Raw genomic sequence first — 25,686 nt, 5'->3', positions numbered from 1 at the left:
TCACTCCGGAACCGCGCCCGGTCGGCGCGCCGACACCGGGCGCAGCTGCGCCAGACGTCCCTCACCGCCTTCTGTGATCACGAAACGACAGACGATCCGCCCCCATGAAGCCCTGCCGGAGGGCGCCATAATTCTTACCGGCGGCGCGGCCGATCTGGGCAAAAACGGGCCGCCGCCAGGGGTGCGGGCGGCGGCCCTCGGACGGCCTGTCGCTTCAATCCGTCAGGCTGTCGATTGTCGTCGTGAAGCCGACATAGAAGAAGCGGCCGACCGGGCTCACCGGGTAGGACTCGCTGAACTGATCCGGCTGCTGGTCGAAGATGTTGTTGACGCCGCCATAGAGCGTGAAGCGGTCGTTGAACTCCCAGCGCGCCTGCAGGTCGTGCGTCGAGCGCGCATCGAATTCGGCATATTGCGGCTCGACCAGGTCCGGCTGCTCGCGCAGCACATTGTCGAAGCGGAAGGTCTCGCTGAAATAGTTGTAACCGTAGTTCAGCAGCAGCGGCCCGTACTGCCAAGTGATGTCGAGATTGGTCTGCCATTCCGGCGCGCCCTGCTCGCCCGCCACCGGATCGGGATCGGCGCCCGGCAAGTTCACGAACTCCAGTTCGTCCAGATGGTTGCCGACCAGGCTGATCTGGAACGTGCCGATGTCGCGCTCGACGCCGAAGCGCGATGGATCGAGCAGATAGCGCACCGAAAAGTCGATGCCCTTGGTCGAGAACGCGGCGACGTTCACCGGCTGGGTGACGAAGTCGACGATGCCGCCCGCGTCCGGCCCGCCGCTCTGGCGGAAGATCAGGGCGCAGAACTGGTTGGTCAGATCCGGCAGGTCGACGCACTGATTGGCGATGTCCTGCGGGTCGAGCGTATTGATCGCGTTCTCGAGCTCAATCTCGTAATGGTCGATCGAGATCGTCAGCCCTTCGACCATGCTCGGCCGGAAGATCACGCCATAAGTGAGCGTATCCGCCGTCTCCGGCTCGAGATCGACATTGCCGCTTTGGCTGCCCGCAACGGTGATGCCGATATTCGGATCGGTGAACGTCGCCGGATCGGCGACGCCGAGGCCGCTGAGCAGCGCCGCGCAGTTCGCCTCGCGGAACGCCGTCCCCTCGCCGAGCCTCGCCTGATCGCACGGATCGTCGATGAAGGCGAAGGTCTGGCTCGCCGGCGAGAACAATTCGCCGATGTTCGGCACCCGCACCGCCCGCGCTTGGGTGCCGCGGAACGTGATCTGGTCGATCGGCGACCACACCAGACCGTAATTCCAGGTCTCGGTCTCCCCGAACACGCTGTAATCCGAAAGCCGCGCCGCGGCGTTGAACGTCAGCTCGTCCGCGAACGGCTGCTCGACCAGAATGGGCACTTCGATCTCGCCGAACGCCTCGCGCACTTCGTACGCGCCTTCGGACGGCGCGATCACGTTGTTGAACGTCAGCCCCAGCTGATCCTCGATCGCCGGAATAGACTCGCTGGTCTCACGCCGCCATTCGCCACCGAGCACGAAGGCGATGCGTCCGCCCGGCAGTTCGAACCACGGCATGCGGCCGCTGACATAAGCCGTCGCCACCTGCTGCGTATTCTCGTCGTCGCGGCTGGAGTCGGTCATGATCCAGTCGATAGCTTCGCGCGAGGGCGCGCCGTCGCCGAAAATGTTGATCGGCACGCAGCCCGAACCCGGCCCCGGCGTGAACGACCCCGGCGCCGCAAAACCTTGCCAGCCGACATTGAGCCCGAGCGCCGTCGGATCGAGGTTCGAGCGGCAAGTCGGCTGCCCGGTCGCCGGATCGATCACCACGTCGAGCGCCGCCGCGAAGCGATCGTTGAAGCGGTTGTTGAGCGCGACGTTCTCGCTGTCGACGATGCCATAGACGTACGAGGCGTTGTAGCTCAGCCAATCGTTGAACTCGCCTTCGAGGCCCCAGACGCCGCGATAGGTGTTGCGGGTGATGTCCTCGCCGCGCACGCCGAGATCGAAATTGTCGCGCGTCACCAGCACCGTGCCGGTCGGCAGCCCGAGATCGGCCGCCGCATTGCCCGCCGCCGCCGCGGCGATGTTCGGCGGAATGAACGGATTGTCGGGATTGATCGCCAGGAACAGATCGAACGTCGGCTGCCCGAACGAGCGCGCCTGCGTCACCACGAACTTCTGCTCGGTGAAGAAGCGCATCCGCTCGGTGATGTCGTAATGGCCGAACAGGTTGAGCGCGACGCGGTCGGTCTCGCCGAGCAGGTCGCGGCCATAGCCGGCGACCGGCGTGCCGCTGCCGCCGAGCTGATACGTCCCGCCCTGAATCCCGCCCGGGATCAAGCCGATGTCCCACGGCGCATCGGTGTTGGCGTCGAAATCGGCGCCGAAATCGGCGTCGACGTCGACCGCCCCGCCCGTGCCCGACTCGAACCAGCGCAGATCCGCGAACGGCACCCGGTCCGGCAGCGCCGGATCGTCGACGCCGCCGATGAAGTCGGCCGGATTGCGCACCAGCCGCGCCCCGCGCGCGGTGTGTTCGCGCTCCAGCGACTCCAGCGCGCCTTCGTGGCTCGCCTCCAGCGAGACGGCGATGTTGCCGCGCGCATTGGCGAAATTCATGCCGCCGGTCAGGCTGATGAACGCGTTCTCGGCCCCGCCCTCCTGCGGCTCGCCATACTGGCCGCGCACGCGGAAGCCTTCGAAATCGTCGCGCATGATGAAGTTGACGACGCCGCTCACCCCGTCGGCGCCGTAGATCGCCGACGCCCCGCCGGTCAGCACGTCCACCCGCTCGATCAGATCGGTCGGGATCGTATTGACGTCCACATCGCCCGAGGCCGGCACCGCCGGCACGTGCCGGCGCCCGTTCTGCAGCACCAACGTCCGCTGCGAACCGAGATTGCGCAGGTTGAGCAGGTTGAGGCCGGTCGAGCCGATGAAGCCCTGGTCGCCCGAATTGGCCGCCGTATCGGCCGAGCCGATCAAGGCCGGCACGTCCTGCAGGAACTCGGTCACGTTGGTGACGCCGGAATATTGCAGCGTTTCGCCCGTCACCGAGGTGACCGGATTGGCGAACTCGTAATCCGGCCGCGCAATCCGCGTGCCGGTGACGACGATGGTCTCCTCTTCCTCCGCCGGGTCCTGCGCCAGCGCCGGCGCCGGCGCGAACACGAACGCCAGCATCGCCGCACTGAAAAGAGCGGACGTGCATTGCATCAGCAACTTGCGCCGCGCCGCCGGGCGCGCGCCCACGAACGTATGCATTTTCTCAGCCTGTCAGATGGACCTCCCTGCCGGTCCGCGCGTTTCCCCGCGCCTTCGCGGGACGAGAGACAAAGCGTCAAGCTTTCGCCCCAGTTCCGGTCACTCGTCGCACACACCGCCTTGTGATCGCGCGCCGCGCGCCTAGCGCGGAACTGGCCGAGCGCCTACCTTCAGCGCCATGCCGCGATCTCGCTCCCAACCGCCCGGCGTCGCCGAGGCGCCGGCCCGCTTCGACATGACCGCCGCCGCCTGGACGCCGCATCGTCCGGTGCGCGCATGGGAAAAGCTCGAAGGCGGCCGCCGCTTCAAGCTCGTCAGCGACTACCAGCCCGCCGGCGACCAGCCGACGGCGATCGCCGAACTCGTCAACGGCATCAAGAAAGGCGAGCAGGACCAGGTGCTGCTCGGCGTCACCGGCTCGGGCAAGACCTTCACCATGGCGCAGGTGATCGAGCAGACCCAGCGCCCCGCCCTCATCCTCGCGCCGAACAAGACCCTCGCCGCCCAGCTCTACGGCGAGTTCAAGCAATTCTTCCCGGACAATTCGGTCGAGTATTTCGTCAGCTATTACGACTATTACCAGCCGGAAGCCTACGTCCCGCGCACCGACACCTACATCGAAAAAGAATCCAACATCAACGAACAGATCGACCGCATGCGCCACGCCGCTACGCGCGCGATCCTCGAACGCGACGACGTCATCATCGTCGCCTCCGTCAGCTGCATCTACGGCATCGGCAGCGTCGAAACCTATACGAGCATGACCTTCACCGTGAAGGTCGGCGACGAATTCGGCGCCACCGAACTCAACCGCAACCTCGTCGCCACCCATTACAAGCGCAACGACGCCGCCTTCGCCCGCGGCGCCTTCCGCGTCCGCGGCGACACCATCGAACTCTGGCCGGCGCACTTGGAAGACCGCGCCTGGCGCTTTTCCTTCTTCGGCGACGAAGTCGAAAGCATCGACGAGTTCGATCCGCTCACCGGCCGCAAAGTCGCCTCGATGCCGGCGGTGAAGATCTACGCCAACTCGCACTACGTCACGCCGAAGATGACGCTGCAGCAGGCCGTCGAGCAGATCAAACTCGAGCTCGACGACCGCCTCGCCTGGTTCAAGGCCGAAGGCAAATTGCTCGAAGCCCAGCGGCTCGAACAGCGCGTCAATTTCGACATGGAGATGATGCTCGCCACCGGCTCCTGCGCCGGCATCGAGAATTACAGCCGTTATCTCACCGGCCGCAAACCGGGCGAGCCGCCGCCGACCATGTTCGAGTATCTGCCCGACAACGCCCTCGTCTTCACCGACGAAAGCCACGTCACCATCCCGCAGATCGGCGCCATGTATCGCGGCGACTTCAACCGCAAATCGACGCTCAGCGAATACGGCTTCCGCCTGCCCTCCTGCATGGACAACCGTCCGCTCAAATTCGAAGAATGGGACCGCATGCGCCCGGAGACCATCCACGTCTCCGCCACGCCGGGCCCGTGGGAGCTCGAGCGCACCGGCGGCGTCTTCGCCGAGCAAGTCATCCGCCCCACCGGCCTGATCGATCCGCCGGTCGAAGTGCGCCCGGTGCAAGCGCACGGCCATAGCCAAGTCGACGACGTCATCGCCGAAGTCAAAGAAGTCGCCAAGAACGGCTATCGCAGCCTCGTCACCGTGCTCACCAAGCGCATGGCCGAGGACCTCACCGAATACATGCACGAGCAAGGCGTGCGCGTGCGCTACATGCACTCCGACATCGACACCGTCGAACGCATCGAAATCATCCGCGACCTACGCCTCGGCGCCTTCGACGTGCTCGTCGGCATCAACCTGCTGCGCGAAGGCCTCGACATTCCCGAATGCGGCCTCGTCGCCATCCTCGACGCCGACAAGGAAGGCTTCCTCCGCAGCGAAACCTCGCTCGTGCAAACCATCGGCCGCGCCGCCCGCAACGTGGACGGCAAAGTCATCCTCTACGCCGACCGCGTCACCGGCTCGATGGAGCGCGCCATGGCCGAAACCGCGCGCCGCCGCGAGAAGCAAGCCGCGTTCAACCTCGAACACGGCATCACCCCGCAAAGCATCAAGAGCCACATCAAAGACATCCTCGACAGCGTCTACGAAAAAGACTCCCTCACCATCGACCCGCGCGACCCGATGAGCTTCAAGCGCGGCGCGGGGCTAAAGGAAAAAGGCCGCGGCGTAGCCGAAGACGGCGTCCCCTTCATCGGCCACAACATCAAGAGCTACATCGCCGACCTAGAACGGCAGATGAAAGACGCGGCGGCCGACTTGGAATTCGAAACGGCGGCAAGGCTCCGCGACGAAATCAAACGCCTGCAGGAAACGGAGCTCCTAATCGCCGACGACCCGCTCGCCCGACAAGCCGCCGTCTCCCAAGCGGCCGACGAAGCCGTCCGCGCCGCGCGCAGCAGCGACGGCCGCGCAACGGTGCGAAAGGGAAAGCCGCCGTATCGCGGGCGTCGGAGGAAAGGGCCTTAGGGCGTAGTAGCTCATCCGACGAACCAGACAACCTTCGTGACAATCTGGAAAAATAGTGCAGCCTAGAGTTGGGAGGGGCCACGGATGGCTCAGAAGCCTAACGACTGGGTATTGTCGTCGCCCAAGTTTGCGACATTCCTCAATTTTCTGGAGGAAGTCGAAAGGTCACGTCAGGCGGGCGCTGAGTATTTCATTGAACCGGCCTCGGGCGTCCTCGGCAGAGCTAAGAGCAAGCGAAATCAAATCATCTTCGGAAGGCGAGGATCAGGAAAGTCCAGCCTACTCGAAAAGACCAGGCGAGATCTCGGCCAAGAACGCATCGCGATAGGCTTTTTCATCGACTGTGAACCGCATAAAGACAACACCTACCCTAACGTCCTCATCCTGATTCTCATCGACCTGCTTTCGCAGATTGAACAGTGGCTAAGCACTGCATCCTCCTCCAGGCCGTCATGGTCGCGCCAAGAGCGTGATTCGGATCGACCGCGAGAACGCCTGAGTAAGAAAATTATCAGGCAGTTGCTAAGCGACGTGGCCGCTGAACAATCCAGACTAGAGCAACTGCTCGTCGAACCCGACGAGGTTGATGTCGAACGCATGCGTCAACAAGGTTGGAGCAACTCAGTCCACGCCAAGACCTCCGGCAAACTAGCGAGCCACGGCGCTGAGGCTGCGGCGGAGATCGGCGGCGAGAGCAATGCGCACAGCGCCAACGAAACAAAAGAAACTTTTCGAATGGGTAAGCGAGAGCTGCTAAGCAGGCAGCTGAAGGTGTATCGAGGGCTAATTGAACGCCTAACAGGTGCGGTAGCCCGGCCCATCTATATCTTGTTGGATGACCTATACCACGTACACCGTAGTGACCAACCGCATTTGGTGGGATTTCTACACAGTCTCGTAAAGGGCAAGAACGCCTGCATCAAAATTGGAACGGTAAGAAGCCGCTCGTCTTGGTACCTACCGGGTACGCAGCCAGTGGGGATGAAGATAGGCGACGACGCAAGCGAAATCGATCTCGACGTAACGCTTGAAGATTATGACGCTGCACGATTGTTCTTGCATAGCGTCGCCTCAAAGCTGGCGCAGAGCCGTGGCTTTGAACTAAGTCGCATAATAACAAACGAAGCGTTCGATCGACTTCTCCTCGGCAGCGGCGGTGTCGCTCGTGACATGATTAACATTTGGCGCAAGGCCTCAGCTCAAGCAGTTTCGCGGATCCAAGGCCGTGCGCCGGTTAGGATGGATTCTGTCACCGTAGAGGATGTAAGCAAAACGATTGCCGATCTCGACGAGCTCAAGCAGGAAGATTTGGGTCGGGACGTCGATCCGAACTCTTCCGATGGGCTCCTAACCGAGTTTGCTCGGGTAAAAGACTTTTGCTTCTCGCCCACCTGCGCGACAAACGTGCTATTGATCGAACGCGAGTTTCGCGGCCGGCGACGGGATCATTTGAACCAACTCGTCGATCTGAAATTCTTACACATCGTAAAGAAGAGTGTGTCCGTCCCTTCTCGCGCGGCGCGCGTATACGACGCGTTCATGCTCGACATGAGTCAGTACACTGGACCACGTCAGAGAAAGAACTTTCGCATAGTCAACTTCACGGACCGTGATCTGAACGTTCAACTCGGGCAGCCACAGCTCATCTATTGCGAGGGCGATCACGGTTTGAACTGATAAGACCGACCATACCGACCTTCTCCCGTTTGCTGCGTGTTAATCACGCCGGCGACCATGGCCTATCTCCATCAACTTCGCGTAGTTCGCCCACTCGCGCCTCACACAAGATGCTGATGTCCTGCACGCCAGCGCCGCTAAACTTGCACGCGGATATGGCATTGATGGCCCATGCGCACGTTTTGGCCCTTCGCGCGACTAGCGCTGGCTTGGTCGCTTTCGCTCACCGCGCTCGCGACGCCATTCGCGTTTCTCAAGCCGTTGCGTGCGCCACCGCCTTGCGATGACTGGCTTTGGTGCAGCAGCCCCTATGTCGGCGTGACACTGGCCGTGCCGCTGACCCTTGGCTACTTCGCGTTCCTGCTCACGATTCCCAGCGCCTTCATTGCATTCTCCGCAGCGCGCATCGCCTTGAGAAGCGCAAGTCCGCGAGCGCACTGGTTTATGCTTGGACCGGCGCTTGCGATCCTTGCCGCGTGGACCTTATTCCTGGTCACGCCGATTCACTACTTTAGTATCGACCTGGACGCATCTTACGGCCCGGCGCTTCTCGTATCGACGGCGCAAGTGGCGTTCTATTTCGGCAGCATTGCCAATTTGGCCATGGCCCTTACGACATTGATTGGCGCCGTTGCATGGCGGGTTTTTGCGCGCTGGTACGCGAACGCGCGCTGACAAGGCGCGGCGAAAGCGCGTATGCTGTCGAATAGCCTCGCCCAATGCCACCCCGCCTCATCCCCCGCATCCTGCGCGTGAACCACGCCGGCGAGCATGGCGCGGTCGCCATCTATTCAGCCCAGCTCGCCCGCGCGCGCCGCGCTTATCCCGACCTCATCCCCTGGCTTGAAGAAACGCTCGCGCACGAACAGAAGCACCGCACCCGCTTTCGCGAAGCCATGCCCGCCCGCGCGGCGAAGCCGTGCCGGATGATGTTCGTGTGGTCGGTCGGCGGCGCGGCGCTCGGCGCCCTCACCGCGCTCGGCGGACGCACCGGCATTTGTGTCTGCACCGCCGCCGTCGAACGCACAGTGCATCGCCATCTCGTCGAACAGATCGCCTTCCTCGAGCGCGCCGATCCCGCGCTCGCGCACATCGTGCGCGACATTCTCACCGAAGAAGACGCCCACCTCGCCTACGCCGAAGCGCACCACAACACACGCGGCGCCTTCGCCCGCGCCCTCAGCGCCCTCGTCTCCGCCGCCACCGAAACCCTGATCTTCCTCTCGACACGCGGCGACAACCTGCAGCTCCGCCGCGCGATGGCTCGCACCTAAGCCCTCTCCCTCCCTAGAAGCGTGACACGCGCTCAATCCCTTCACTCCTCCGCCACCACCGCCTCCCAATCCAGGCCGCCGTAGAACACGCCCAGGATCGTCACCGTCTTCTCCGCCGCCGCATTCGCAATCACCACGCGCCGCCGAACGACAGCGTGCGCAGCCCGGGCCGCAGGTCGTCGCGTGGCTTGCCGCGACACGGCATGCGGTCGAGGCTTTCGCAGCGCGCCACGATCGCTTCGGTGAAACGCAGCGCGATCGCCGGCGAGGCCGCCGCCGCGATCCGCTCGTAGATCGCCACAAGCTGCGCTTCGGCTTCCGGCGCGAATACGACGCCGTAGCGCGCGCTCACTTTTTCCGGCTCGCCTTTTTGTGCGCGGCCGTCAGCGCGCCGCGCACCTGAGCTGGCGAGCGGGCGCGCGCGGGCTTGGCCTTCATCGCATCGTAGGCGGCGACCACATCCTGGCGCAGCCAGCTTTCGATGGCCTTGTCGCGCGCCTTGAGCGCGCGCAAACCGTCGCGGATCACTTCGCTCTCGCTGGCGTACTCGCCCGACGCCACCCGCGCCTCGACCTCGGCGGCCATCTCGTTGGGCAAAGTCACGCTGAGTTGTTTGGTGGAGCGCATGGCAAATCCTCGCAGTAGGATTTAATCCTATCAACGGCGAAAATCAATGCGCACTATGAACCCTCTCCCTCCTTTGGAAGGGGTTCGGCGTGGTCCCGCGAAGGGAGCGATTGCACTGCAATCGCAGCGCCGAACGGCAGAGTGAGGGTGGAGCGCGAACGCCTGCACGCGAAGCGCAAGCGGCGCGACTGGGCGCAACGCACAGCGCCACCCCCTCCCTGCCCCCTCCCCCTCTCGGGGGAGAGGGTGTAGCGGTGCGCAATGCATCTAGATGAACCCCGCATCCCGCCGCTCACCGACGAGCAACTCACCCCCGCCCAACGCGAAGCGCTGGCGCCCGCGTCCTACGCCAACACGCCGCCGCTCAACATTTTCCGAACGCTCGCGCGCGCGCCCGAGGCGCTCAGCGCCTTCCTCGCCTGGGGCCTCTACATCCTGCGCAACAATTCGCTGCCGCCGCGCGAGCGCGAGATCGTCATTCTGCGCATCGGATATCTCTGCCGCGCCGGCTATGAATGGACGCAGCATGTCGCCATCGCCCGCCGCGGCATGAGCGAAGCCGAGATCGACGCCATCAAAACCGGCGCCGACGCGCCCGTCTGGTCGCCCGCCGACGCCGCGCTCCTGCGCGCCTGCGACGATCTCCACGCCCGCCAATTTGTCGCCGCCGACAACTGGGCCGCGCTCAAAGCCCACTTCAACGAGCGCCAATGCATGGACGTCGTCTTCACCGCCGGCCAGTACACGCAAGTGTCGATGATGCTGAACACGTTCGGCGTGCAGCTGGAGGACGGCAAGGCGCTCGACCCGGATCTGGACGCGCGCGGCTAAAGACGAAAACGTGCGGGATCGCCTTCGAACGGCATGGCAAAGCTCCTCGGTCCTTGCCCCTCGGCTCAGCCTAGCTGCACGCTCGCGCTTGAACAACTTGTCACGAATCTTAACGCGCGAAAACGAGGATAGAGCGCGCCGCTATCCCCGCTTTTTGGAGGAGAAAAGCGAGCGCGATCAACACCGGCGCGGAAATCAATCCGACCGCGCCCGAACGGGTGTACAATGCGCTTGCTCTGACACGGGAGGATTTCGAAGTGCACCGAACCTTTGAAATGTCAGGGCGTCGACCGGCGCGGCAGGCGTCGCTTCGATGAAGGAGAAGAACGTGCGAACGAACGACTCCAACATCGTTGAGAAAGTCCGCGGACTCGAAGGCTCGGCAGAGAGTCGTGTCCATTGGGCGAAGCGAACGGCGCCTGCATTGCCTTCGGGGCATGAAACCGAAGGGTCCGGCAGCTTTCGGGAGCTGCCGACGCGTTGAACCGGCTCATGGTCATAAGGAGCTAAGACCTCTGGGTGCGAAACCATGCAGATGAGTCAAAAACTCCTGGCTCGCCAATCCGGGAATAACGGCCGATCACGGGGCGCGTTCGACGCGCGGCGCTGCTCAGCGATGATCAGCGCAAACCAGGAACTACCCCTGCGCGTCCGACGCGCCCCGGCCTCCCTGCGGGAGGCGAGGCAGTAGGCAGTTGGCAGTAGGCAGTAGAAATTCGCGCACCGGCGTCCGCCGGCGCATCAACGCGCCTATTGCCTATTGCCGACTGCCGACTGCCCACTGCCTCGCGCGCGCAGCGCGCGCTCTCAATGCTCTTGCGGCTGTCCCAGCGCTTCCAGCCGCGCTTCGTCCATGATGCGGTCGAAGTTCTCGCTGGGATTGCGCACGCGGTAGCGTTGCGGGCCGGAGTCGCGCGGCAGGGCGCCGATCACCTCGTAGATCCCGCTCGGAGCCGTGAACGCGGTGATGCGGGTGATGGACACGCGTTCGCCGGCGCTGAATTTCGTCGCCGTCGTCATGGACTATCCTTGAAAAATCGGGGTGCGGAGCCGTTGCACGGCGCATCAACGCCGGCCGCGCGCCTTAGTTCCCTCGCGGAACGGCCGGGTACGCGGCCAGAACGTCGCCGAGCGCCGCTTTCAGCTCGTCAAGGTACGGCTCGAACGCGCGCCAGGAGTCGAGCCCCCTGGCGCTGATCGGCTGGCGCACCTGTTCGGAACTCGCCGTCCGCACCGCCCGCTCGGTCTCGTGCGGCTTGAGGCACGCCTCCTCGAACGGCAGCCCGCAATAGTCGAGCAGCTCGCGAATGTGCGGTTCGGGATCGGCGACCAGCGCCTCGTGGATCACCCGATGCACGCGTCCGGGCAGCACCGCGTCGTAATGCGCCATCAGCCGAACGTAGTCGCGATAATAGCGGCCCAATTCGGCGAGATCGTAGGTGTAGTGCTGGCCCATCGCGAAGTGCTGCTTGAAGCACGACCAGCCGCACGCCATCGGGTGCCGGCGCGCGTCGATGATCTTCGCGTTCGGCAAGATCAGCTGGATCAGGCCGACATGGCGGAAGTCGTTCGGCATCTTGTTGATGAAGAGCGGCTTGCCTTCCTTGCGCTGGATTCGCGTCGTCCGCAGATAGGTTTCGCCTAGCTCTTTGCGCTCGGCCTGCGTGAGCCCCGGCAGCTTGTCGATGTAAACCGCCTCCGCGCCGCCGCCGCCCAGCTCGAACGCGATCGCGTTCAAATCGCCCAGCTCCATGGTGCCCTCAACCATCGAGTGCGACGCCAGGATCTGCTCCAGCAGCGTCGATCCCGCCCGCGGCAGGCCGACGATAAAGATGGCGTCCCGCGCCTCGCACCCGCCCGCCCGCTCGGCGAAAAACTCCGGCGTGAACATCCGCTCGCTCGCCTCGACCAGGGCGGTGAGCCGGGCCGGATCGTAGTCGATCGTACTGCGATAGAGCTTCGCCCCTTCGGCGTAGCGCCGGAACGCCGGCTCGATCTCTTTCGCATCCTCATGCGCCTTGCCGAGCGCATAGAGCAGATGCACGCGATCGTTGGTGGTCAGGTCCGCGCGCTCGAGCTGCGCCTCCATCTGCTTGAGTTCGGGGCCGGTGAACCTGAACGTCTTCAGGTTGGCGAGGCTGAAGTAGGAAACGCCCATCCGGGGCTCGAGCGCGATGCTCTTGCGATACGCCTCGATCCCCTCCCCGGTGCGGCCCACCGTCTTCAAAACGTGGCCGTAGCTCATCCACGTGCCGGCGTGCTTCGGCGTGTCCTTCAAGAGCTTTTCGTAAACCGCGAGCGCAGCGTCGAACTCGCCGAGCGCATTCAGGATCGCCGCCTTGAGACGCCGGCTGCCTTCATTGTCGGGGTCGAGTCGCAGCAAATAATTGGCCTCGGCATCGGCCGCTTCGAGCCGACCGAGCCCCATCAGCAACTGCCCCAGGCTGTGGCGCGCGAACATGAAGTCCGGCGCGAGCTCCAAAATGCGCCGCAGCGTCGCTTCGGCGTCGTCGGTCCTGCCGGCGCGCGCCTGCGCTTCGGAGAGCATGCGCAAGGCCGCGACATCGTCCGGCAAGCGACGCAGGTGTTCGGCAAGCCTTGCCTCCGCCGCTGCGGCGTCGTTCGCCGCCAGCGCTTCGGCGACGGGCTTGAGCGCCGGCTCCGGCGGCATCGCTCCATGACGCGCATAGGCCGCGCGTGCCGTTTGCCCGTCGCCGGCGAGCGCGCTCTGCTCGGCCAGCTCGCGCCAGATCGTCGGATGCGCGGGATTGAGTTCAGCCGCCCGCTTGAACGCCAGCGCGGCCGGCAGCGGCTCGCCTTGCCCTGCCAGCACGACGCCGAGCTGGCGCTGCGCGCCGAACCATTGCGGCCGCGCGCGGGCCTGCATCTGCGCAAAGTGCAGCGCGCCGGCGAGATCGCCCTTACGCCGCAACGCTTCGCTCAGCAGCAGCTGCGCGTCGTTGTTGTTCGGCTCTGCGTCGAGCGCCGCCCGCAGCAGCGCCTCGGCCTGCGCCGGACTGGCGTTCATAACCTTCAATGCTTGCGACACAAGCGCGTGCGCGGCCGTGCTCATAGGGTCAACGCTTCATCGCTGCGCGAATGCGGCGGCGCGCTGCATCAGCGGCTCGAGCCGAGGCAGAACCGCCATGATGTCCGCCTCGCGCGCCCGCCACTTGCCGTCCTCCGGTTTGGACACCGTGTGGCGCGCGAGCGGTAAGCCGCCTTCGAGCTTGCGGTCCCAGTCCAGATCGACCGCCGCGCAGAGCCGGCGCACTTCGGCGTCCGGGTCCGCGATCAGCGCATCGTAACGCGCCACGGCGACCCGATCGGACGCGATCTCGTCCAGATCGTCGAGCAGCACCTGTGTCGCCGCCGCCCACTGGCCGGCGACCACTTCGTTCAGCGGCAGCGGCCCGAGATCGCGCCAGCCCGGCGTCAGCAGCAGCGACCAGGCGCGCTTGCCGGTCCAACCGGGGAGCGTCGGATAGGTGCGGAAGCGGCCGCTCTCCCAGGCCTCCATCATCGAGGCCAGCACCTCGCGCGGATCGCGATAGAGATAAATGAAGCGCGCTTCCGGAAACGCTGCGTGCAGCAGCGGGATGCGCAGCGCATTCTTCGGCGTCTTCTCCAGCATGCGCACACGGTCGCCTTCCGGCGCATGGCCTTCGCGGTTCTTCAGCGACTGCAAGAAGCGTTGGCGCAGCGTGTGCACCGGCCCCGGCAAAGCGTGTTCGCGCCCGAGCCGGTTGGACTCGAATTTCTGCGAGGCGAGATTGAACGCCGGGATGCCCTCGATCAAATTGTGGCTTTCGCCGCCGATCGTGTAGAGGCCGGGCGCCTGGGCCAATGTCTCGAACAACAGCGACGAGCCCGAGCGCGGCGGGTTGACGATGAAGATCGGCCGATCGAATTCCGGATCGGGCTCGGTAGGCAGGCGCGAAACGGATGGCGCGCGCTGCGCCTGCGGCGCTGCATCGGGGTTCTCACGCACTTCGCCGATGGCGAAATTGCGCGATGTGTCTGCGAGGCCGGGCGACAGCACGAGATAGGACAGCGCCGTCATGAACGAAGCGCGGTTGCGCAAGCGGATGGTGTGCGCCTGCGCCGTTTTGAGATCCTCGGTGAAGGCGTTGAGCGCAGCGCGATAGCGCGGCCAGCCTTCGCGCGACTCACCATAGATCGACCACAACGCGCGCCACTTGTGCAGGAAGTGAACGACTACTTGCCGAACTCCGGGGATCGCAGGCTGGTGCGGCTGCGCTTCGCCGAGCAGGAAGTTGATGTGATCGGCGGCTTCCCAGGGGCTCATCACCGATGGCGCGTTGACGCTCTCCAGATCGAGCGCCCCGACCGGAGTATCGCGCGGCTCGATCTTCTCCGGCGTCCAGTTCGGCGGCGACGGGAAGCCGACAGCGCGCCCGCGCGCGGCCAAGTCCCAGAAGCCTTCGCCGCCGACAGTGTCGGCAACCAGATGGATGCGGAAGCGCTCGTCGTTGTTTTCGACCCGGTGCAGACTCCAGGTGTCGAAGATCCAGCATTCGCCGGCGGCCATATGGATGTCCTGGTCGCCGCAGTAAAAGCGCACCGTCGGCTGGGTCACGATCGGCACATGCACGCGCATGCGGTCACGCCAATAATAGTTCACATCGACGTGGGGATTGACGTCAGCGTGGGGCCCAAGCCGCATCAGCCGCGTGCGTCCCCAGGCGGCGCCGAGGCTGGCCAGCACATCGATGAGGTACGGGCACGCCTTCAAATGCTCGGTTGGCCGCATCGGCCCTTCGAAACTCTCGTCGGCCGGCTCGCCATTGGCCGCGATCAGCGGAATGAAGTCGTTGCCCTGAAAGCCCTCAGGATGCGGGCGCCATGCCTCCACGCCCAGCGCCGCGATCTCCTCGCGCAGCCGTTCAACGTCGTAGGCTACCGGCAGCTGAATGAAGCGGGCGTTCAGTTTCATCGAAATCCTCAGGCCCCGGATTACCCTGCGGCGGTTTGGAGCCGCAAGGTCGAATGCCTGTTGGGAGCCGTACTGACGCAGGGCGCGCCAGAATGGAAAGCGCGCCCTCGCCTTTCGCGAGAGCGCGCTTCGCCGCGGTTGGGCTTGGCTCAGATCGTCTTGGCGAGCGCTTCGAGCTGGCGGGCGGTTTGGCCCCAGCCTTCGTGGAAGCCCATCTGCTCGTGCTGCTGCTTGGTTTCTTCGGTCCAGTGACGGGCGACGGCGCGGTACTTGGTCTTGCCGTTGCCGAGGTCTTCGAACGTGATCTCCGCGATCATGAACGGGCCCGACGGCTCGAACGTGTCCGGCGTGATCGCGTCGGTGGTGACGATCTTCTTGTTCGGCACGATGTCGATATAGATGCCGGCGTTCGGATATTCCTCGCCTTCGGGCGAGGCCATCACGAACGCCATGCGACCGCCGGGGCGGAAGTCGATGTCGGTGCTCTTGATCGTCCACGGCTTCGGCGCGAACCATTGCTGCAACAGCTTGGGATCGGAATAGCAGCGGAACAGCTTTTCCGCCGGCGCATCGAGCACGAGATCGAGCACCAGTTCGTGTTTGGCTTGGTCGGTCATTTTCGTAGTCCTTCGGTCTGCGTGGTTGCTGCTGCTAGGACGAACGGCGGCGACGTGTCCCTACACCGCCTTCTATTTTTTCACAGCTTCCGCTTCGAGGCTGTCGAGATGCTGGCGGATGTGCGCCGCTTCGGCTGGCGTGTTCGCCAGCGCGATGGCGCGATTGAAGGCTTCGCGCGCGTCTTTGTTGCGGCCGAGCTGCTTCAAGTACGCGCCGCGTACGCCGTGGAAATAGAAATAGCCGTCGAGACGATCGCCCAGCGGCGCGATCAGATCGAGCGCAGCCTGCGGGCCGTTGAGCTTCGCCACTGCAACGGCGCGATTGAGCGTCACCACGGGCGATGGCGTGTGGCGTTCGAGTGCTTGGTAGAGCGCATCGATCTCGGCCCAGTCGGTTTCATCCGGCGTTTCGGCGCGCGCGTGCAGGCCGGCGATGGCGGCCTGAATCTGGTAGGGACCGGGCTTGCGGCTGCGCATCGCTTTCTCGATCAGCGCGAGCCCTTCCTGGATCAGCGGCGCCTTCCACTTGGTGCGGTCCTGATCCTCGAGCAAGATCGCGCCGCCGTCCGCGCCGAAGCGCGCGGCGATGCGCGAATGCTGCAGCAGCATCAGCGCTAGCAAACCCATGATCTCCGGCTCGGACGGATACATGCGCAGCAAGAGCCGCGCGAGTCGGATGGCTTCGTCGCACAGCGAGGCGCGGTCGCTCGCCGGATCGGCGGCCGAATAGCCCTCGTTGAAGACGAGATAGATCATCGCCGCAACCGAGTCCAAACGCTGCGACCGCTCCACCGCGTCCGGCGCTTCGAACGGCACGCCGGCGCCAGCGACTTTCGCCTTCGCGCGCGTGATGCGCTGCTCCATGGCGCTTTCGCCCACCAGAAACGCGCGCGCGATCTGCGGCACGGTGAGGCCGGAGACGATGCGCAGAGCGAGCGCGACCTGCTGCGTCGCCGGCAAATCGGGATGGCAGCAGATGAACAAGAGCCGCAGCACGTCGTCGCGATAGTCGGCTTCGTCCAAGCGCTGCACGGCGTCGGCTTCGACATCGCTCAGATCGGAGAGGTGCTCCTCATCCGGCAAGGCGGTCTGCTTGGCGCGGCGGCGCGTCACGTCGATAGCCGCGTTGCGGCCGACCATGATCAGCCACGCGGCCGGATCGCGTGGCGGACCGTTGGTCGGCCAATTCTTGAGCGCGCGCAGGCAGGCGTCCTGATACGCCTCCTCGGCTAAGTCGAGGTCACGGAAATAGCGCAGCAGCGCCGCCACAGCCTGGGGGCGCGCGGAGACCAGCGCCGCATCTATCCAGGCGAGTCCGGTCATGGCTCAGCGCGGCTCCACCGGCGCGCCGGGCTGATAGATCATGATCGGGCGCAGCTCATAGGCGCCGCCCGGATTGGCGACGGCGAGTTCGCGGGCGAACTGCAGCCCTTCCTCGAGATTATCCACCTCGATCACGTAGAAGCCGAGCAATTGCTCCTTGGTCTCGGCGTAGGGGCCGTCGAGCACTTCGTTGTCCTTCTTCCGCAGCGTCGTCGCGGCGGAGGTCGGCAACAGGCGGATCGCCGGCTTCAGCTTGCCCTGCCCCTCCCACTTCTTATGCACAACGTCGAGCCGGGCCATCACCGCATCGTCCTCCTCCTTGGTCCAGGAGAAGACGGCAGCTTCGTCGTTGTAGCAAAGCACGGTGTAGAGCATCGGGTACGGCCTCATGAGTTAAGGACGAACGCTTACGGCCTTCGCCGACATCGCGTCGAGAATTTCCTCACATCGCGGTCATCAAAGCCGCTGGCCTTAAGACGCGTCCATGTTGTTCGGCTGCGCTTGACGCGCCCGCGCCGCCTTCGGTTCAAAATAGGAGGCGAGGGAGAGCATGGCGGAGGTCTTCATAGCCGCGCCCGCGGGAGAGCAGGCGCAGGCGCGCGGATTGGCGGAGGCGCTGACAGCGCTCGGCTTCGAGGCTGCGGCCGCGACGCCGACCGACGCCGAGATCGGGCCGCTGCTGGAGAAGGCGAAAGCCGTCGTCGCGCTCTGGTCCGGCGCGGAGCCGCCGACCTGGATGGCGGTGCTGGCGGCGATGGCGCTGCAGCAGGGCAAGCTGATCTGCGCCAGCACGCGGGCGACGGCTGCTCCGGCCCCGTTCCGCGCCGCGCCCGCAATCAGCCTGAAGCCGCGCGACCGCACCGCCTTCAAAGCGAGCTTCACGGCGCTCGTGGCCGCGATCAACAAGCTGGCCCCCACCGAAGGCAAGGCGGCGGTCCTGCCGGACGCGTTGATCAAGGCGCGCGCCGCGCTGCTGGCGCGCCCGCCCTCGCCGCGGCGGCGGATCGTATCCACGGCGATGTTGATGACCGCGGGCGTCGCCGCGCTTTTCGCAGTCGGCTTCGGCGCTGGGCGCGTAGTGCAGGCGGTGCGTTCCGGCGAAATGCTGGCGACGACAACGCAAGCCGACGCTGCGCCGACGTCGGCTCCGCTCGATGCGCCTGCCCTGCCGATCAGCTGGCAAGATCTCGAGCGGAAGGACTGGCGCGAGGCGGCCCGGCAACTGCAAGACGGCGACCGGATCAAGCGGCGGGCGATCGCCGGCGACGCGCGGGCGCAGGCGCTGGCGTGCTTAGGGCACTTGGCCGGCGCCGACGGTTTCCTACCCAGCCCCACGGCGGCGCGGGAGTATTGCGATCTCAGCGCCGATCAGAACGAGGCGGCCGGGCTTTATCTCTCCTGGGTTCTGCAGCGCTCGGCGCCGCATGCCGGGATCGACGCAATCACGGCGCGCGAGCGGCTGGCGCAGGCGGCGCGGCTCGGTTGGCTGCCGGCGCAGATCGAATACGCCGAAATGCTTTCCGAGCGGCGCTCGATGGAGGCGCAAGCGGAGGCCGGCCGTTTCTGGCTTGCCGCGGCCGAGCGCGGCGAGCCGCGCGGGCAATTCCATTACGCACGCTGGCTGCGCGACAGCCCGGCCGGTCCGCGCGATCCGGCGGCGGCGCTGCCGTTTCTCGAGCGCGCGGCGCGATCCGATCAGGTCGATGCGCTGCACCTGCTGGCGACGCTCTACCGCGATGGACGCGGCGTCGCCCGCGATCTGGCGCGGGCGCGGGCTTTGTACGACCGCGCGGCGCGGCAGAACTATCCGCCCTCGATGTTCAATCTCGCCGACATGCTGCGCGGCGGCTCAGCGCAGGATCGGGCGCGCGCAATCCAGCTCTACAAGGCTCTGGTTTGCCTGCGCGACGAGCAACAGATCCAGCCGATGGCGCAGCGCCGGCTGCGGGCGATGGGGGAGCCAGCGCTCTGCCAGTGAAGCGGGCTCGCCGCCGTGGCGAGGCGATCTAGTTCTGCCGTGCAGAAGGAGTTCGCATGAGATTGCTCAGCATCACCGTAAGCCTCGCCCTGCTCGCCGCCTGCAATCAACAAACTACCACAGAAGCGCCGGCTCCCGTCTCGGAGGCGCAACCGGAAGCCGAGACTCTGAGTGTCGAGCTGATGCAAGCGACCGAAACTGGACCGGGAGCTAGCGTCGGCACGGTGCAAATCCGGGGCGGCGGCGAAGGCGCCGTATTCGATTTGAACCTGACCGGACTACCGCCTGGCACGCATGGCTTCCATGTGCACGCGAACGCGGACTGCGGCCCCGCGCCCGAGAGCGGCAGGATCACGCCGGCCGGCGCCGCAGGCGGGCATTGGGATCCCGGAAACACCGGCCGCCACGCCGGCCCCACCGGCGACGGCCACCTCGGCGATCTGCCGCGCATCGAAGTCGGCCAGGATGGCCGCGCCATGCTCTCCGTCACCGCGCCGCGGATCGACGACATCACCCAGTTGCGCGGTCATGCGCTGATGATCCACTCGGGCGGCGACAATTACAGCGACGAGCCGGCGCCGCTCGGCGGTGGCGGCGACCGCATCGCGTGCGGCGTGATAGACTGACGCAGCGCCGCGGCATGGCGTAGAGAAGCGCCATGCCATGGAACAAGCGCTACGAGGGCGCCGAGCCGCAACGTGTCAACAAATGGTTGGCTAGCGAAGGCGTGTGCTCGCGCCGAGAAGCGGAAGAGCTGATCGCGAAGGGATTGGTGCGCATCGACGGCGAACGCGTCGACGACCCCGGCCGCAAGATCCTGCCCGGCCAAAGCCTCGAACTCGGCGAAGCCGGCGGGAGGCCGCAGATCAGCGTGGCGCTGAACAAGCCGGTGGGCGTTGTCTCGGCGCAGCCGGAGGGGGATCAGATTCCGGCGGCGCGGCTGCTCACGCGCGCAAACCTGATCGGCCCGCCGCGCAACCTGCCGAACAAGCGCACGCGCCTCGCCCCGCTCGGCCGACTCGACCAGGACTCGCGCGGGCTGCTTCTGCTCAGCGAAGACGGCGTGCTGGCGAAAGCGGTCATCGGGCCGGAGTCAAAGCTCGACAAGGAATATCTCGTGCGTGTCGCCGGCCAGGTCACGGGCAAGAAGCTCGCCCTGCTCCGGCATGGGCTCTCGCTCGATGGGCGCCAGCTGAGGCCCGCCAAAATAGAGCTGGTCGAGCCCCAGCGGCTGCGCTTCGTGCTGACGGAAGGCCGCAACCGGCAAATCCGGCGCATGTGCGAGCTGGTCGATCTCGACGTGACCGACCTTTTTCGGATCCGCATCGGCCCGCTGGAGGTTGGCGATCTGCCCGAAGGCAAATGGCGGGCCCTGTCCATGGACGAGCGGGAGACTCTCATCGCCGCCAGCAAGTGATCAGCGGCCGTGGCGCCGGCGGAGCTCCCGCAGCAGCTCGCCGTCGAACGACGCCGGCGGCGCCTGGTTCAGCGCTCGCACGAACGCGGTGATATCGGACCGCGCGTGCGCCGCCGCGAAGGTTTCGCCCGGGATGATGCCGCGCTCGAACAGGTATTCGTCCGAGCGTCCGGTGAGAACGTAGGCCGGCGCCCAGTGGAAGCCGGCCGCTTTGGCCAATTCGTTGGTGCAGTTCGACGTGATCGTATTGTAGTACCGCGCACGCGTTTCCAGCGCATCGGTGCGGTGCAGGAGGCGCGACAGTAACGTGCGCTTCTGATCGTCGGTGATGCTGACGGGATAAAGGAACACCTCGTGATCCAGCATCACCGCGCGGCGGACTAGAAGATCACGCGCCGTGCCCCAGACATAGGCGAGTTCGAACGCGTTGAAGACGCCGTTGAGCGCGGAATAGTCCTCGCTCGCCTCGCGACGGGCTTCGATCGTGAGTCCAAGCAGGCGATCGCCTTCGAATTCGAACAAGAGCAACGTGTGTGCGGCGAGCTGCGAGCCGGGCTGGGGCTCCAGCATGAACCACACGTTCCGTAGTTCCGCGAGATTGTACGACGCTTCGATGTAGCGCTCGTTCGTCACGCCTTCGCGCGAATAGCTCCAGTCGGTCACGGGCGAGACGGCGAAACCGTCGCCGACCATGTTCACGCGCGCCGTGCGTCCGAGATACGGATACCAATCGCGCGCCAATTGCGGCGGACCGCTGATCTTGGCGGCCGCGCCGAGCGCAAGGATGGCCGCAATGCTGGCAAGCGCCGGCCGCAGCGGGTGCGCGCCGAACCAAGCTAACACTCGCTTCACCTCTTGCTCCCTCCTTCCGCGCCGATCGGCGCCATTTTGCGGAAACGCTCGTTACTGAATCCCTTTTTCTGGCGGCGATCCGTGCGCCGTGCTATCGGGCGATAGGCATGGAAGGAGTTCTCGCATGGCGCTGCGCATTGGCGATAAAGCCCCCGACTTCGAAGCCGAGACTACGCATGGCCGGATCAGATTCCACGATTGGCTGGGCGACGGCTACGGCATCCTGTTTTCGCACCCGAAAGACTTCACGCCCGTCTGCACCACCGAACTCGGCTACCTCGCCAAGCTGGAGCCCGAGTTCAAGCGGCGCAACGTAAGGGTCATGGGGCTCTCAGTCGATCCGGTGGACGCGCACGAACGCTGGCGCGCCGACATCCGCGAAGTCACCGGCGGCGACGTTCAGTTCCCGATGATCGGCGACCACGATCTCCACGTCGCGAAGCTCTACGAGATGCTGCCGGCGGAGACGGCGGGCACGTCCGAGGGCCGCACCGCGGCGACGAACGCAACCGTGCGCACCGTTTACATCATCGGCCCGGACAAGCTGATCAAAGCGATGCTGATCTATCCGATGTCGTCCGGCCGCAACTTCGATGAAGTGCTGCGTCTCGTCGACTCGATCCAACTCACCGCCAGCCACAAAGTGGCGACGCCGGTGAACTGGAAGCACGGTGAGGACGTGATCATCGTGCCGTCGGTTTCCGATGACGAGGCGAAGACGCGCTTTCCGAGCGGCTGGACCACGGTGAAGCCCTACCTCCGCGTCGTGCCCCAGCCGCGGGGCTGACCCGGCCTCACACGCAGCTATCGTGGTAGCTCGGCCAATTGCCCGATCCGAAAGGACGGGCGCCGCATCTCTTGCGGTCGGGCGCGGGACGTAGGACTCTCCAGCCGAAGGAGAGATCCATGATTTTCGAACAGGTCGCGACCGGCGGCTGCCAATCGTACCTGATCGGCTGCAGCGACACTTGCGCCGCCGCTGTGATCGATCCGGAGGTGCGCCAGATCGAGCGCTACAAAGCGCTGGCGGCGCATCATGGCGTGCGCATCCGCTACGTCATCGACACGCACACGCACGCGGACCATTTCAGCGCCGCCAAACAATTGAGTGAGCAACTCGGCGCGCCCGCGGTGGCGCACCGACTCTCGCCCGCGCCCTATCCGGATTTGCGCGTGGACGAAGGCGATGTGATCAAGGTCGGCAACATTCGTCTCGCCGTGCTGCACACGCCAGGTCATACGCGCGATGCGATGTGCCTCGTCGCGAGCGACCGTGTCTTCACCGGCGACACGCTGCTGATCGGCGCGACCGGCCGCACCGATCTGCCGACGGGCGATCCGGAACAGCTCTACGACAGCTTGTTCAACAAGCTGTTGAAGCTCGATCCGCAGATGAAAATCTATCCCGCACACGTCTACAAGGGCCACAGCTGCTCGACGATCGAGGAAGAGCGGCGGTCGAACCCGCGGCTGCAGAAGACCGACCGCGCCGAGTTCGTCGAAATGATGCGCACACTCTCGCTGTCGATGCCGGAACACTTGACCGAAGCGCTCCGTGTAAACATGAGCGGCGCCGTCAGCGTGGCGCAAATGCTAAGCGAGGCGGCGGCCGAAGTGCCGTTCATGTCGATGGACGAAGTGAAGGCGCGCGCCGAAGCCGGCGCCAACGATCTCATCGTCCTCGACGTGCGCGAGAAGGATGCGTTCGAGGCGGGCCATATCCCGAACGCCAGGCATCTGCCGCGCGGCGTGCTGGAGCTCAAGGTCAACGAAGCGCTGCCCGATCCGACGGCGCGCATCGTCACCTATTGCGAGTACGGCAAAATCTCGACGCTCGCGGCGGCGACCTTGCGCAAACTGGGCTTCACGCGCGCGGTGGCGCTCGACGGCGGCATGAAGGCGTGGCGCGAGAAAGGCTTTCCGGTCGAGCCGTCTTAAGGAACGCTCTTGCCTAGGCCTGCACGTCCTGCGTGGCGGGGTGACGGCGGAAATAGGCGACGGCGTAAGAGCAGCTCGCCCGAAGCAGATGGCCGCGCTCGCGCGCTTCGGCCACGATCGCATCCATCAGCTTCTGCGCATAGCCGCGGCCGCGCGCCTCCACCGGCGTCTCCACGTGCAGGATCACGCGGGTGTTGGCAATGTCGCGATAGTTCGCGAACGACATCCCCTCGGGCGCATCCAGTTCATAGCGGTGAGCGGACAGATTATCGCGGAAGCCTTCCATCAGCGCCTCTTTCCTGAGCTCGGGCCAGAAGCTACGTCCAACCCGTGAACTATCGCCACGCCTTCCACGTGGGCAATCATGCCGACGTTCTCAAGCACGCCGTGCTTCTGTTCTGCCTTAACGCGCTGAAGCGCAAACCGGCGCCCTTCGCGGTGCTTGATACGCATGCGGGACGCGGGCTTTACGACCTGGCGGGGGAGGAAGCGGAACGCAGCCCGGAGTGGCGCGACGGGGTCGGCCGGCTGTGGAGCTGGCCTGAACCGCCGCCGCTGGTGGCGCGCTATCTCGAGGCGGTCCGCGGCTTCAACCAGGACGGAAACTTGCGCGTCTATCCCGGCTCCCCGGCTCTGGCGACGACCCAATTGCGGCTGGACGACGTGCTGATGGCCTGCGAGCTGCACCCGGAAGAACACGCCGCGCTGCGGCGCTCGCTGCCACGCCAGCCGAACGTGCAGGTGCATGCGCGCGACGGCTGGGAGGCGCTAGGCGCGCTGTTGCCGCCGCCGCAACGGCGCGGGCTGGTGCTGATCGATCCGCCATATGAAGCGCCGGACGAACTCACGCTTTCCGCACGTGCGATCGGCGGCGCCCTGAGGCGGTTCGGGCACGGCAGCTATCTATGGTGGCGGCCGCTGAAGAGCGAAAGCGCGCTCGCGGCGGCCGACGCCGAAGCGCGCGCGCAGGGCGCAAAGGAAACGCTGCGCGCCGATCTCTGGACGGCGGCGCCTTCGCCCGAAGGGCGGCTCGTCGGCTCGAGCGTGTTTCTCATCAACCCGCCGTTCGGGCTCGCAGACGAATTGCTCGAAGCGCTGCCGTTCCTGGCGGACGCATTGACGAAGGGCCAAAGCGGCTGGCGGCTCGCGCCCAGCTAAAAGGGCGCGGATTGCTCCGCGCCCTTCCCCCTCGCCACGAGTGTCGCAACTCAGGCGACGATCATCGCGGCTTGGTTCAAAGTCGCCATCGCCAGCGGGAAGAACACGGCGGCTGCGGCGATCAGGCAATAAAACTTGGTCATGTCGTGCTCCCTGGCTGGAGTGGCTGTCAATCGCGTCAGTGCGATGAGAGGAAGCTACTCACTGGCGGCCAGGGATGCTGTGACGCTTGTCACGCCGCGCGAACGGGCCGACGATGCGGGCGGGGAGAGGCATGACCTTCGAACAAGTTTTCGCATTCCTGCAGCAATGGCAGGTCGCGCTGCCGATCGTGCTGGCGGTGATGGCTGCGTTCTTCTTCGCCGGGCATCGCTGGGCCGCGCTTTATGTGGGGCTGATGCCGTTCATCAATTGGTCGTTCGCGGCCGTTCCGACGACGCCGATCCCCGACTGGCTGGGCGGTGGGCAGTTTCAGCCGCTGGCGATCGTGACAGGCCTCGTACTCGTCGTCCGCGACTTCGCCCAGCGCGAGATGAAACACTGGGTTTGGGCGGCGATGATCACGGGGCTTGCGCTCTCGACCCTCACCTCGTGGATCCAGGTCGTGATCGCAAGCGGGTTGGCGTTCCTGATCAGCGAGACGGTGGACTGGGCCGTCTACACCTTCACCAAACGCCCGCTTTCGCAGCGCATCATGATCTCGAGCCTCGCTTCGGCGCCGCTCGACCAAGTCGTCTTCATCGGCCTTGCATCGCTGGTCGTGCCCGGCATCTTCGCTTGGGGCACAATTGTGACCGGCATCGCCTCGAAGCTGGCGGGCGCGCTCGTGGTGTCCCAAATCGTGGCGGCGCAGGAGAAGCGGGCGCAAGCAAACGAGATGAATCCCGCGTAAAGCAGCCCTTTGGCGCTTGCGCAGCGGAACCCTCTCCCCCATAACTCGGTTGTGTAGCGCCGGCCGTGGCGGCCGGTGAAGGTGCGAAGTTCCGCAGAGTGCGGCAGAGTTTTCTTTCCCCAACAAAGCAGGAATTCGCGGTGACGTGCGTACGCCTTTGCGTATGCGCGGCCGATGGCGTGCGCCTCGGCCTCAAGCAGGAAAAGTGGAAATGAGCTTCGACGACGATTTCGGCGACGACAACGACAACGATCGGAAGAAAGAAAAGCGCGGCGGACGCGGCCGGGAAAGAGACAATGCCGCCCCTGAATTTGGCGGTGAGAGCGGCGGCGGCTTCGGCGGCGGCGGCGGCGGTTATGGCGGCGGCGGAGGCGGCGGCTATCGGGGCGGCGGCGGTGATCGCGGCGGCGGGGGCGGCA

The 25,686-nt window shown here is 65.3% G+C and carries 23 protein-coding genes and 1 pseudogene; 13 read left to right on the top strand and 11 right to left on the bottom strand.

From position 1 onward, the window contains the following. Positions 1–214 precede the first annotated feature (214 nt). A complete protein-coding gene (locus VEA80_RS14855; RefSeq protein WP_325061545.1) occupies positions 215–3,238 on the bottom strand; it encodes a TonB-dependent receptor plug domain-containing protein in 3,024 nt (1,007 codons plus the stop codon). Positions 3,239–3,416: 178 nt separating this feature from the next. Between VEA80_RS14855 and uvrB the strand changes: the two genes are divergently transcribed. The 4 genes from uvrB to VEA80_RS14835 all read left to right on the top strand — a co-directional run bounded on the left by uvrB (position 3,417) and on the right by VEA80_RS14835 (position 8,677). Continuing rightward, positions 3,417–5,726 carry an excinuclease ABC subunit UvrB gene (uvrB, locus tag VEA80_RS14850; RefSeq protein WP_349257264.1) on the top strand — a complete coding sequence of 770 codons (2,310 nt, stop codon included), beginning with the start codon at positions 3,417–3,419 and terminating at the stop codon, positions 5,724–5,726. 84 nt (positions 5,727–5,810) lie between these two features. Beyond that, positions 5,811–7,403: a hypothetical protein gene (locus VEA80_RS14845; protein ID WP_325061544.1), complete on the top strand. Its 1,593-nt coding sequence runs from the start codon at positions 5,811–5,813 to the stop codon at positions 7,401–7,403. Positions 7,404–7,574: 171 nt separating this feature from the next. Then, positions 7,575–8,078, top strand: a complete 504-nt coding sequence (locus VEA80_RS14840) for a hypothetical protein (protein ID WP_325061543.1) — start codon at positions 7,575–7,577, stop codon at positions 8,076–8,078. Positions 8,079–8,122: 44 nt separating this feature from the next. Next, complete coding sequence (locus tag VEA80_RS14835; protein WP_325061542.1) at positions 8,123–8,677, top strand: demethoxyubiquinone hydroxylase family protein; 555 nt, start codon at positions 8,123–8,125, stop codon at positions 8,675–8,677. Positions 8,678–8,807: 130 nt separating this feature from the next. On the opposite strand, the gene VEA80_RS14830 is transcribed toward VEA80_RS14835, so the two are convergent. Together VEA80_RS14830 and VEA80_RS14825 are read right to left on the bottom strand one after the other, a co-directional pair. Then, positions 8,808–9,029 carry a type II toxin-antitoxin system RelE/ParE family toxin gene (locus tag VEA80_RS14830; protein WP_325061541.1) on the bottom strand — a complete coding sequence of 74 codons (222 nt, stop codon included), beginning with the start codon at positions 9,027–9,029 and terminating at the stop codon, positions 8,808–8,810. Then, positions 9,026–9,304, bottom strand: a complete 279-nt coding sequence (locus VEA80_RS14825) for a type II toxin-antitoxin system ParD family antitoxin (RefSeq protein ID WP_325061540.1) — start codon at positions 9,302–9,304, stop codon at positions 9,026–9,028. The genes VEA80_RS14830 and VEA80_RS14825 overlap by 4 nt, the downstream gene beginning before the upstream one ends. A gap of 261 nt (positions 9,305–9,565) precedes the next feature. On the opposite strand from VEA80_RS14825, the gene VEA80_RS14820 reads away from it, so the two are divergent. Further along, entirely contained in the window at positions 9,566–10,135 is a 570-nt protein-coding gene (locus VEA80_RS14820; RefSeq protein WP_325061539.1) for a carboxymuconolactone decarboxylase family protein, read from the top strand. Between the two features lie 807 nt (positions 10,136–10,942). On the opposite strand, the gene VEA80_RS14815 is transcribed toward VEA80_RS14820, so the two are convergent. The 6 genes from VEA80_RS14815 to VEA80_RS14790 all read right to left on the bottom strand — a co-directional run bounded on the left by VEA80_RS14815 (position 10,943) and on the right by VEA80_RS14790 (position 17,407). Beyond that, positions 10,943–11,155 carry a hypothetical protein gene (locus tag VEA80_RS14815; RefSeq protein WP_325061538.1) on the bottom strand — a complete coding sequence of 71 codons (213 nt, stop codon included), beginning with the start codon at positions 11,153–11,155 and terminating at the stop codon, positions 10,943–10,945. 64 nt (positions 11,156–11,219) lie between these two features. Further along, complete coding sequence (locus VEA80_RS14810; RefSeq protein WP_325061537.1) at positions 11,220–13,163, bottom strand: tetratricopeptide repeat-containing sulfotransferase family protein; 1,944 nt, start codon at positions 13,161–13,163, stop codon at positions 11,220–11,222. Between the two features lie 57 nt (positions 13,164–13,220). Further along, the gene (locus VEA80_RS14805; RefSeq protein WP_325061536.1) at positions 13,221–15,092 is read right to left on the bottom strand and encodes a sulfotransferase; all 1,872 of its coding nucleotides are present in this window, start codon (positions 15,090–15,092) and stop codon (positions 13,221–13,223) included. A 149-nt stretch (positions 15,093–15,241) separates the two neighbouring features. After that, on the bottom strand, positions 15,242–15,709 hold the full coding sequence (locus VEA80_RS14800; RefSeq protein WP_325061535.1) for an SRPBCC family protein: 468 nt from the start codon (positions 15,707–15,709) through the stop codon (positions 15,242–15,244). A gap of 72 nt (positions 15,710–15,781) precedes the next feature. After that, positions 15,782–17,032 carry an RNA polymerase sigma factor gene (locus VEA80_RS14795; protein WP_325061534.1) on the bottom strand — a complete coding sequence of 417 codons (1,251 nt, stop codon included), beginning with the start codon at positions 17,030–17,032 and terminating at the stop codon, positions 15,782–15,784. A gap of 3 nt (positions 17,033–17,035) precedes the next feature. Then, the gene (locus VEA80_RS14790) at positions 17,036–17,407 is read right to left on the bottom strand and encodes a YciI family protein (protein WP_349257265.1); all 372 of its coding nucleotides are present in this window, start codon (positions 17,405–17,407) and stop codon (positions 17,036–17,038) included. A 175-nt stretch (positions 17,408–17,582) separates the two neighbouring features. Between VEA80_RS14790 and VEA80_RS14785 the strand changes: the two genes are divergently transcribed. From VEA80_RS14785 to VEA80_RS14775, 3 genes are read left to right on the top strand one after another with little or no spacing between them, the layout of a single operon-like run. Beyond that, positions 17,583–19,010 carry a tetratricopeptide repeat protein gene (locus VEA80_RS14785; RefSeq protein WP_325061532.1) on the top strand — a complete coding sequence of 476 codons (1,428 nt, stop codon included), beginning with the start codon at positions 17,583–17,585 and terminating at the stop codon, positions 19,008–19,010. Between the two features lie 56 nt (positions 19,011–19,066). Further along, the gene (gene sodC / locus VEA80_RS14780) at positions 19,067–19,636 is read left to right on the top strand and encodes a superoxide dismutase [Cu-Zn] SodC (protein ID WP_325061531.1); all 570 of its coding nucleotides are present in this window, start codon (positions 19,067–19,069) and stop codon (positions 19,634–19,636) included. A gap of 32 nt (positions 19,637–19,668) precedes the next feature. Then, a complete protein-coding gene (locus VEA80_RS14775; protein ID WP_325061530.1) occupies positions 19,669–20,427 on the top strand; it encodes a pseudouridine synthase in 759 nt (252 codons plus the stop codon). Here VEA80_RS14775 and VEA80_RS14770 read toward each other — a convergent pair whose 3' ends face one another. Then, positions 20,428–21,279: a DUF4105 domain-containing protein gene (locus tag VEA80_RS14770; RefSeq protein WP_325061529.1), complete on the bottom strand. Its 852-nt coding sequence runs from the start codon at positions 21,277–21,279 to the stop codon at positions 20,428–20,430. A gap of 124 nt (positions 21,280–21,403) precedes the next feature. On the opposite strand from VEA80_RS14770, the gene VEA80_RS14765 reads away from it, so the two are divergent. Together VEA80_RS14765 and VEA80_RS14760 are read left to right on the top strand one after the other, a co-directional pair. After that, a complete protein-coding gene (locus VEA80_RS14765; protein ID WP_325061528.1) occupies positions 21,404–22,066 on the top strand; it encodes a peroxiredoxin in 663 nt (220 codons plus the stop codon). 119 nt (positions 22,067–22,185) lie between these two features. Continuing rightward, positions 22,186–23,217: an MBL fold metallo-hydrolase gene (locus VEA80_RS14760; protein WP_325061527.1), complete on the top strand. Its 1,032-nt coding sequence runs from the start codon at positions 22,186–22,188 to the stop codon at positions 23,215–23,217. Positions 23,218–23,230: 13 nt separating this feature from the next. Here VEA80_RS14760 and VEA80_RS14755 read toward each other — a convergent pair whose 3' ends face one another. After that, positions 23,231–23,503 carry a GNAT family N-acetyltransferase gene (locus VEA80_RS14755; RefSeq protein WP_325061526.1) on the bottom strand — a complete coding sequence of 91 codons (273 nt, stop codon included), beginning with the start codon at positions 23,501–23,503 and terminating at the stop codon, positions 23,231–23,233. Between the two features lie 44 nt (positions 23,504–23,547). Here VEA80_RS14755 and VEA80_RS14750 point away from each other — a divergent pair, with 44 nt between their 5' ends. The 3 genes and pseudogenes from VEA80_RS14750 to VEA80_RS14740 form a co-directional block, all read left to right on the top strand. Then, complete coding sequence (locus VEA80_RS14750) at positions 23,548–24,375, top strand: 23S rRNA (adenine(2030)-N(6))-methyltransferase RlmJ (RefSeq protein ID WP_325061525.1); 828 nt, start codon at positions 23,548–23,550, stop codon at positions 24,373–24,375. A 274-nt stretch (positions 24,376–24,649) separates the two neighbouring features. Continuing rightward, positions 24,650–25,267, top strand: coding sequence for a VUT family protein (locus tag VEA80_RS14745; protein WP_325061524.1), 618 nt, complete (start codon positions 24,650–24,652; stop codon positions 25,265–25,267). Positions 25,268–25,478: 211 nt separating this feature from the next. Then, positions 25,479–25,686: pseudogene (locus VEA80_RS14740) on the top strand (hypothetical protein); the annotation flags it as partial.

Origin of the sequence: Vitreimonas sp., assembly GCF_035627415.1 — a bacterium.
In the GTDB taxonomy this organism is placed as follows: Bacteria; Pseudomonadota; Alphaproteobacteria; order Caulobacterales; family Aquidulcibacteraceae; genus Vitreimonas.
The sequence above is the reverse complement of the archived record's forward strand: the minus strand, read 5'-3'. Positions and strand labels throughout refer to the sequence as shown.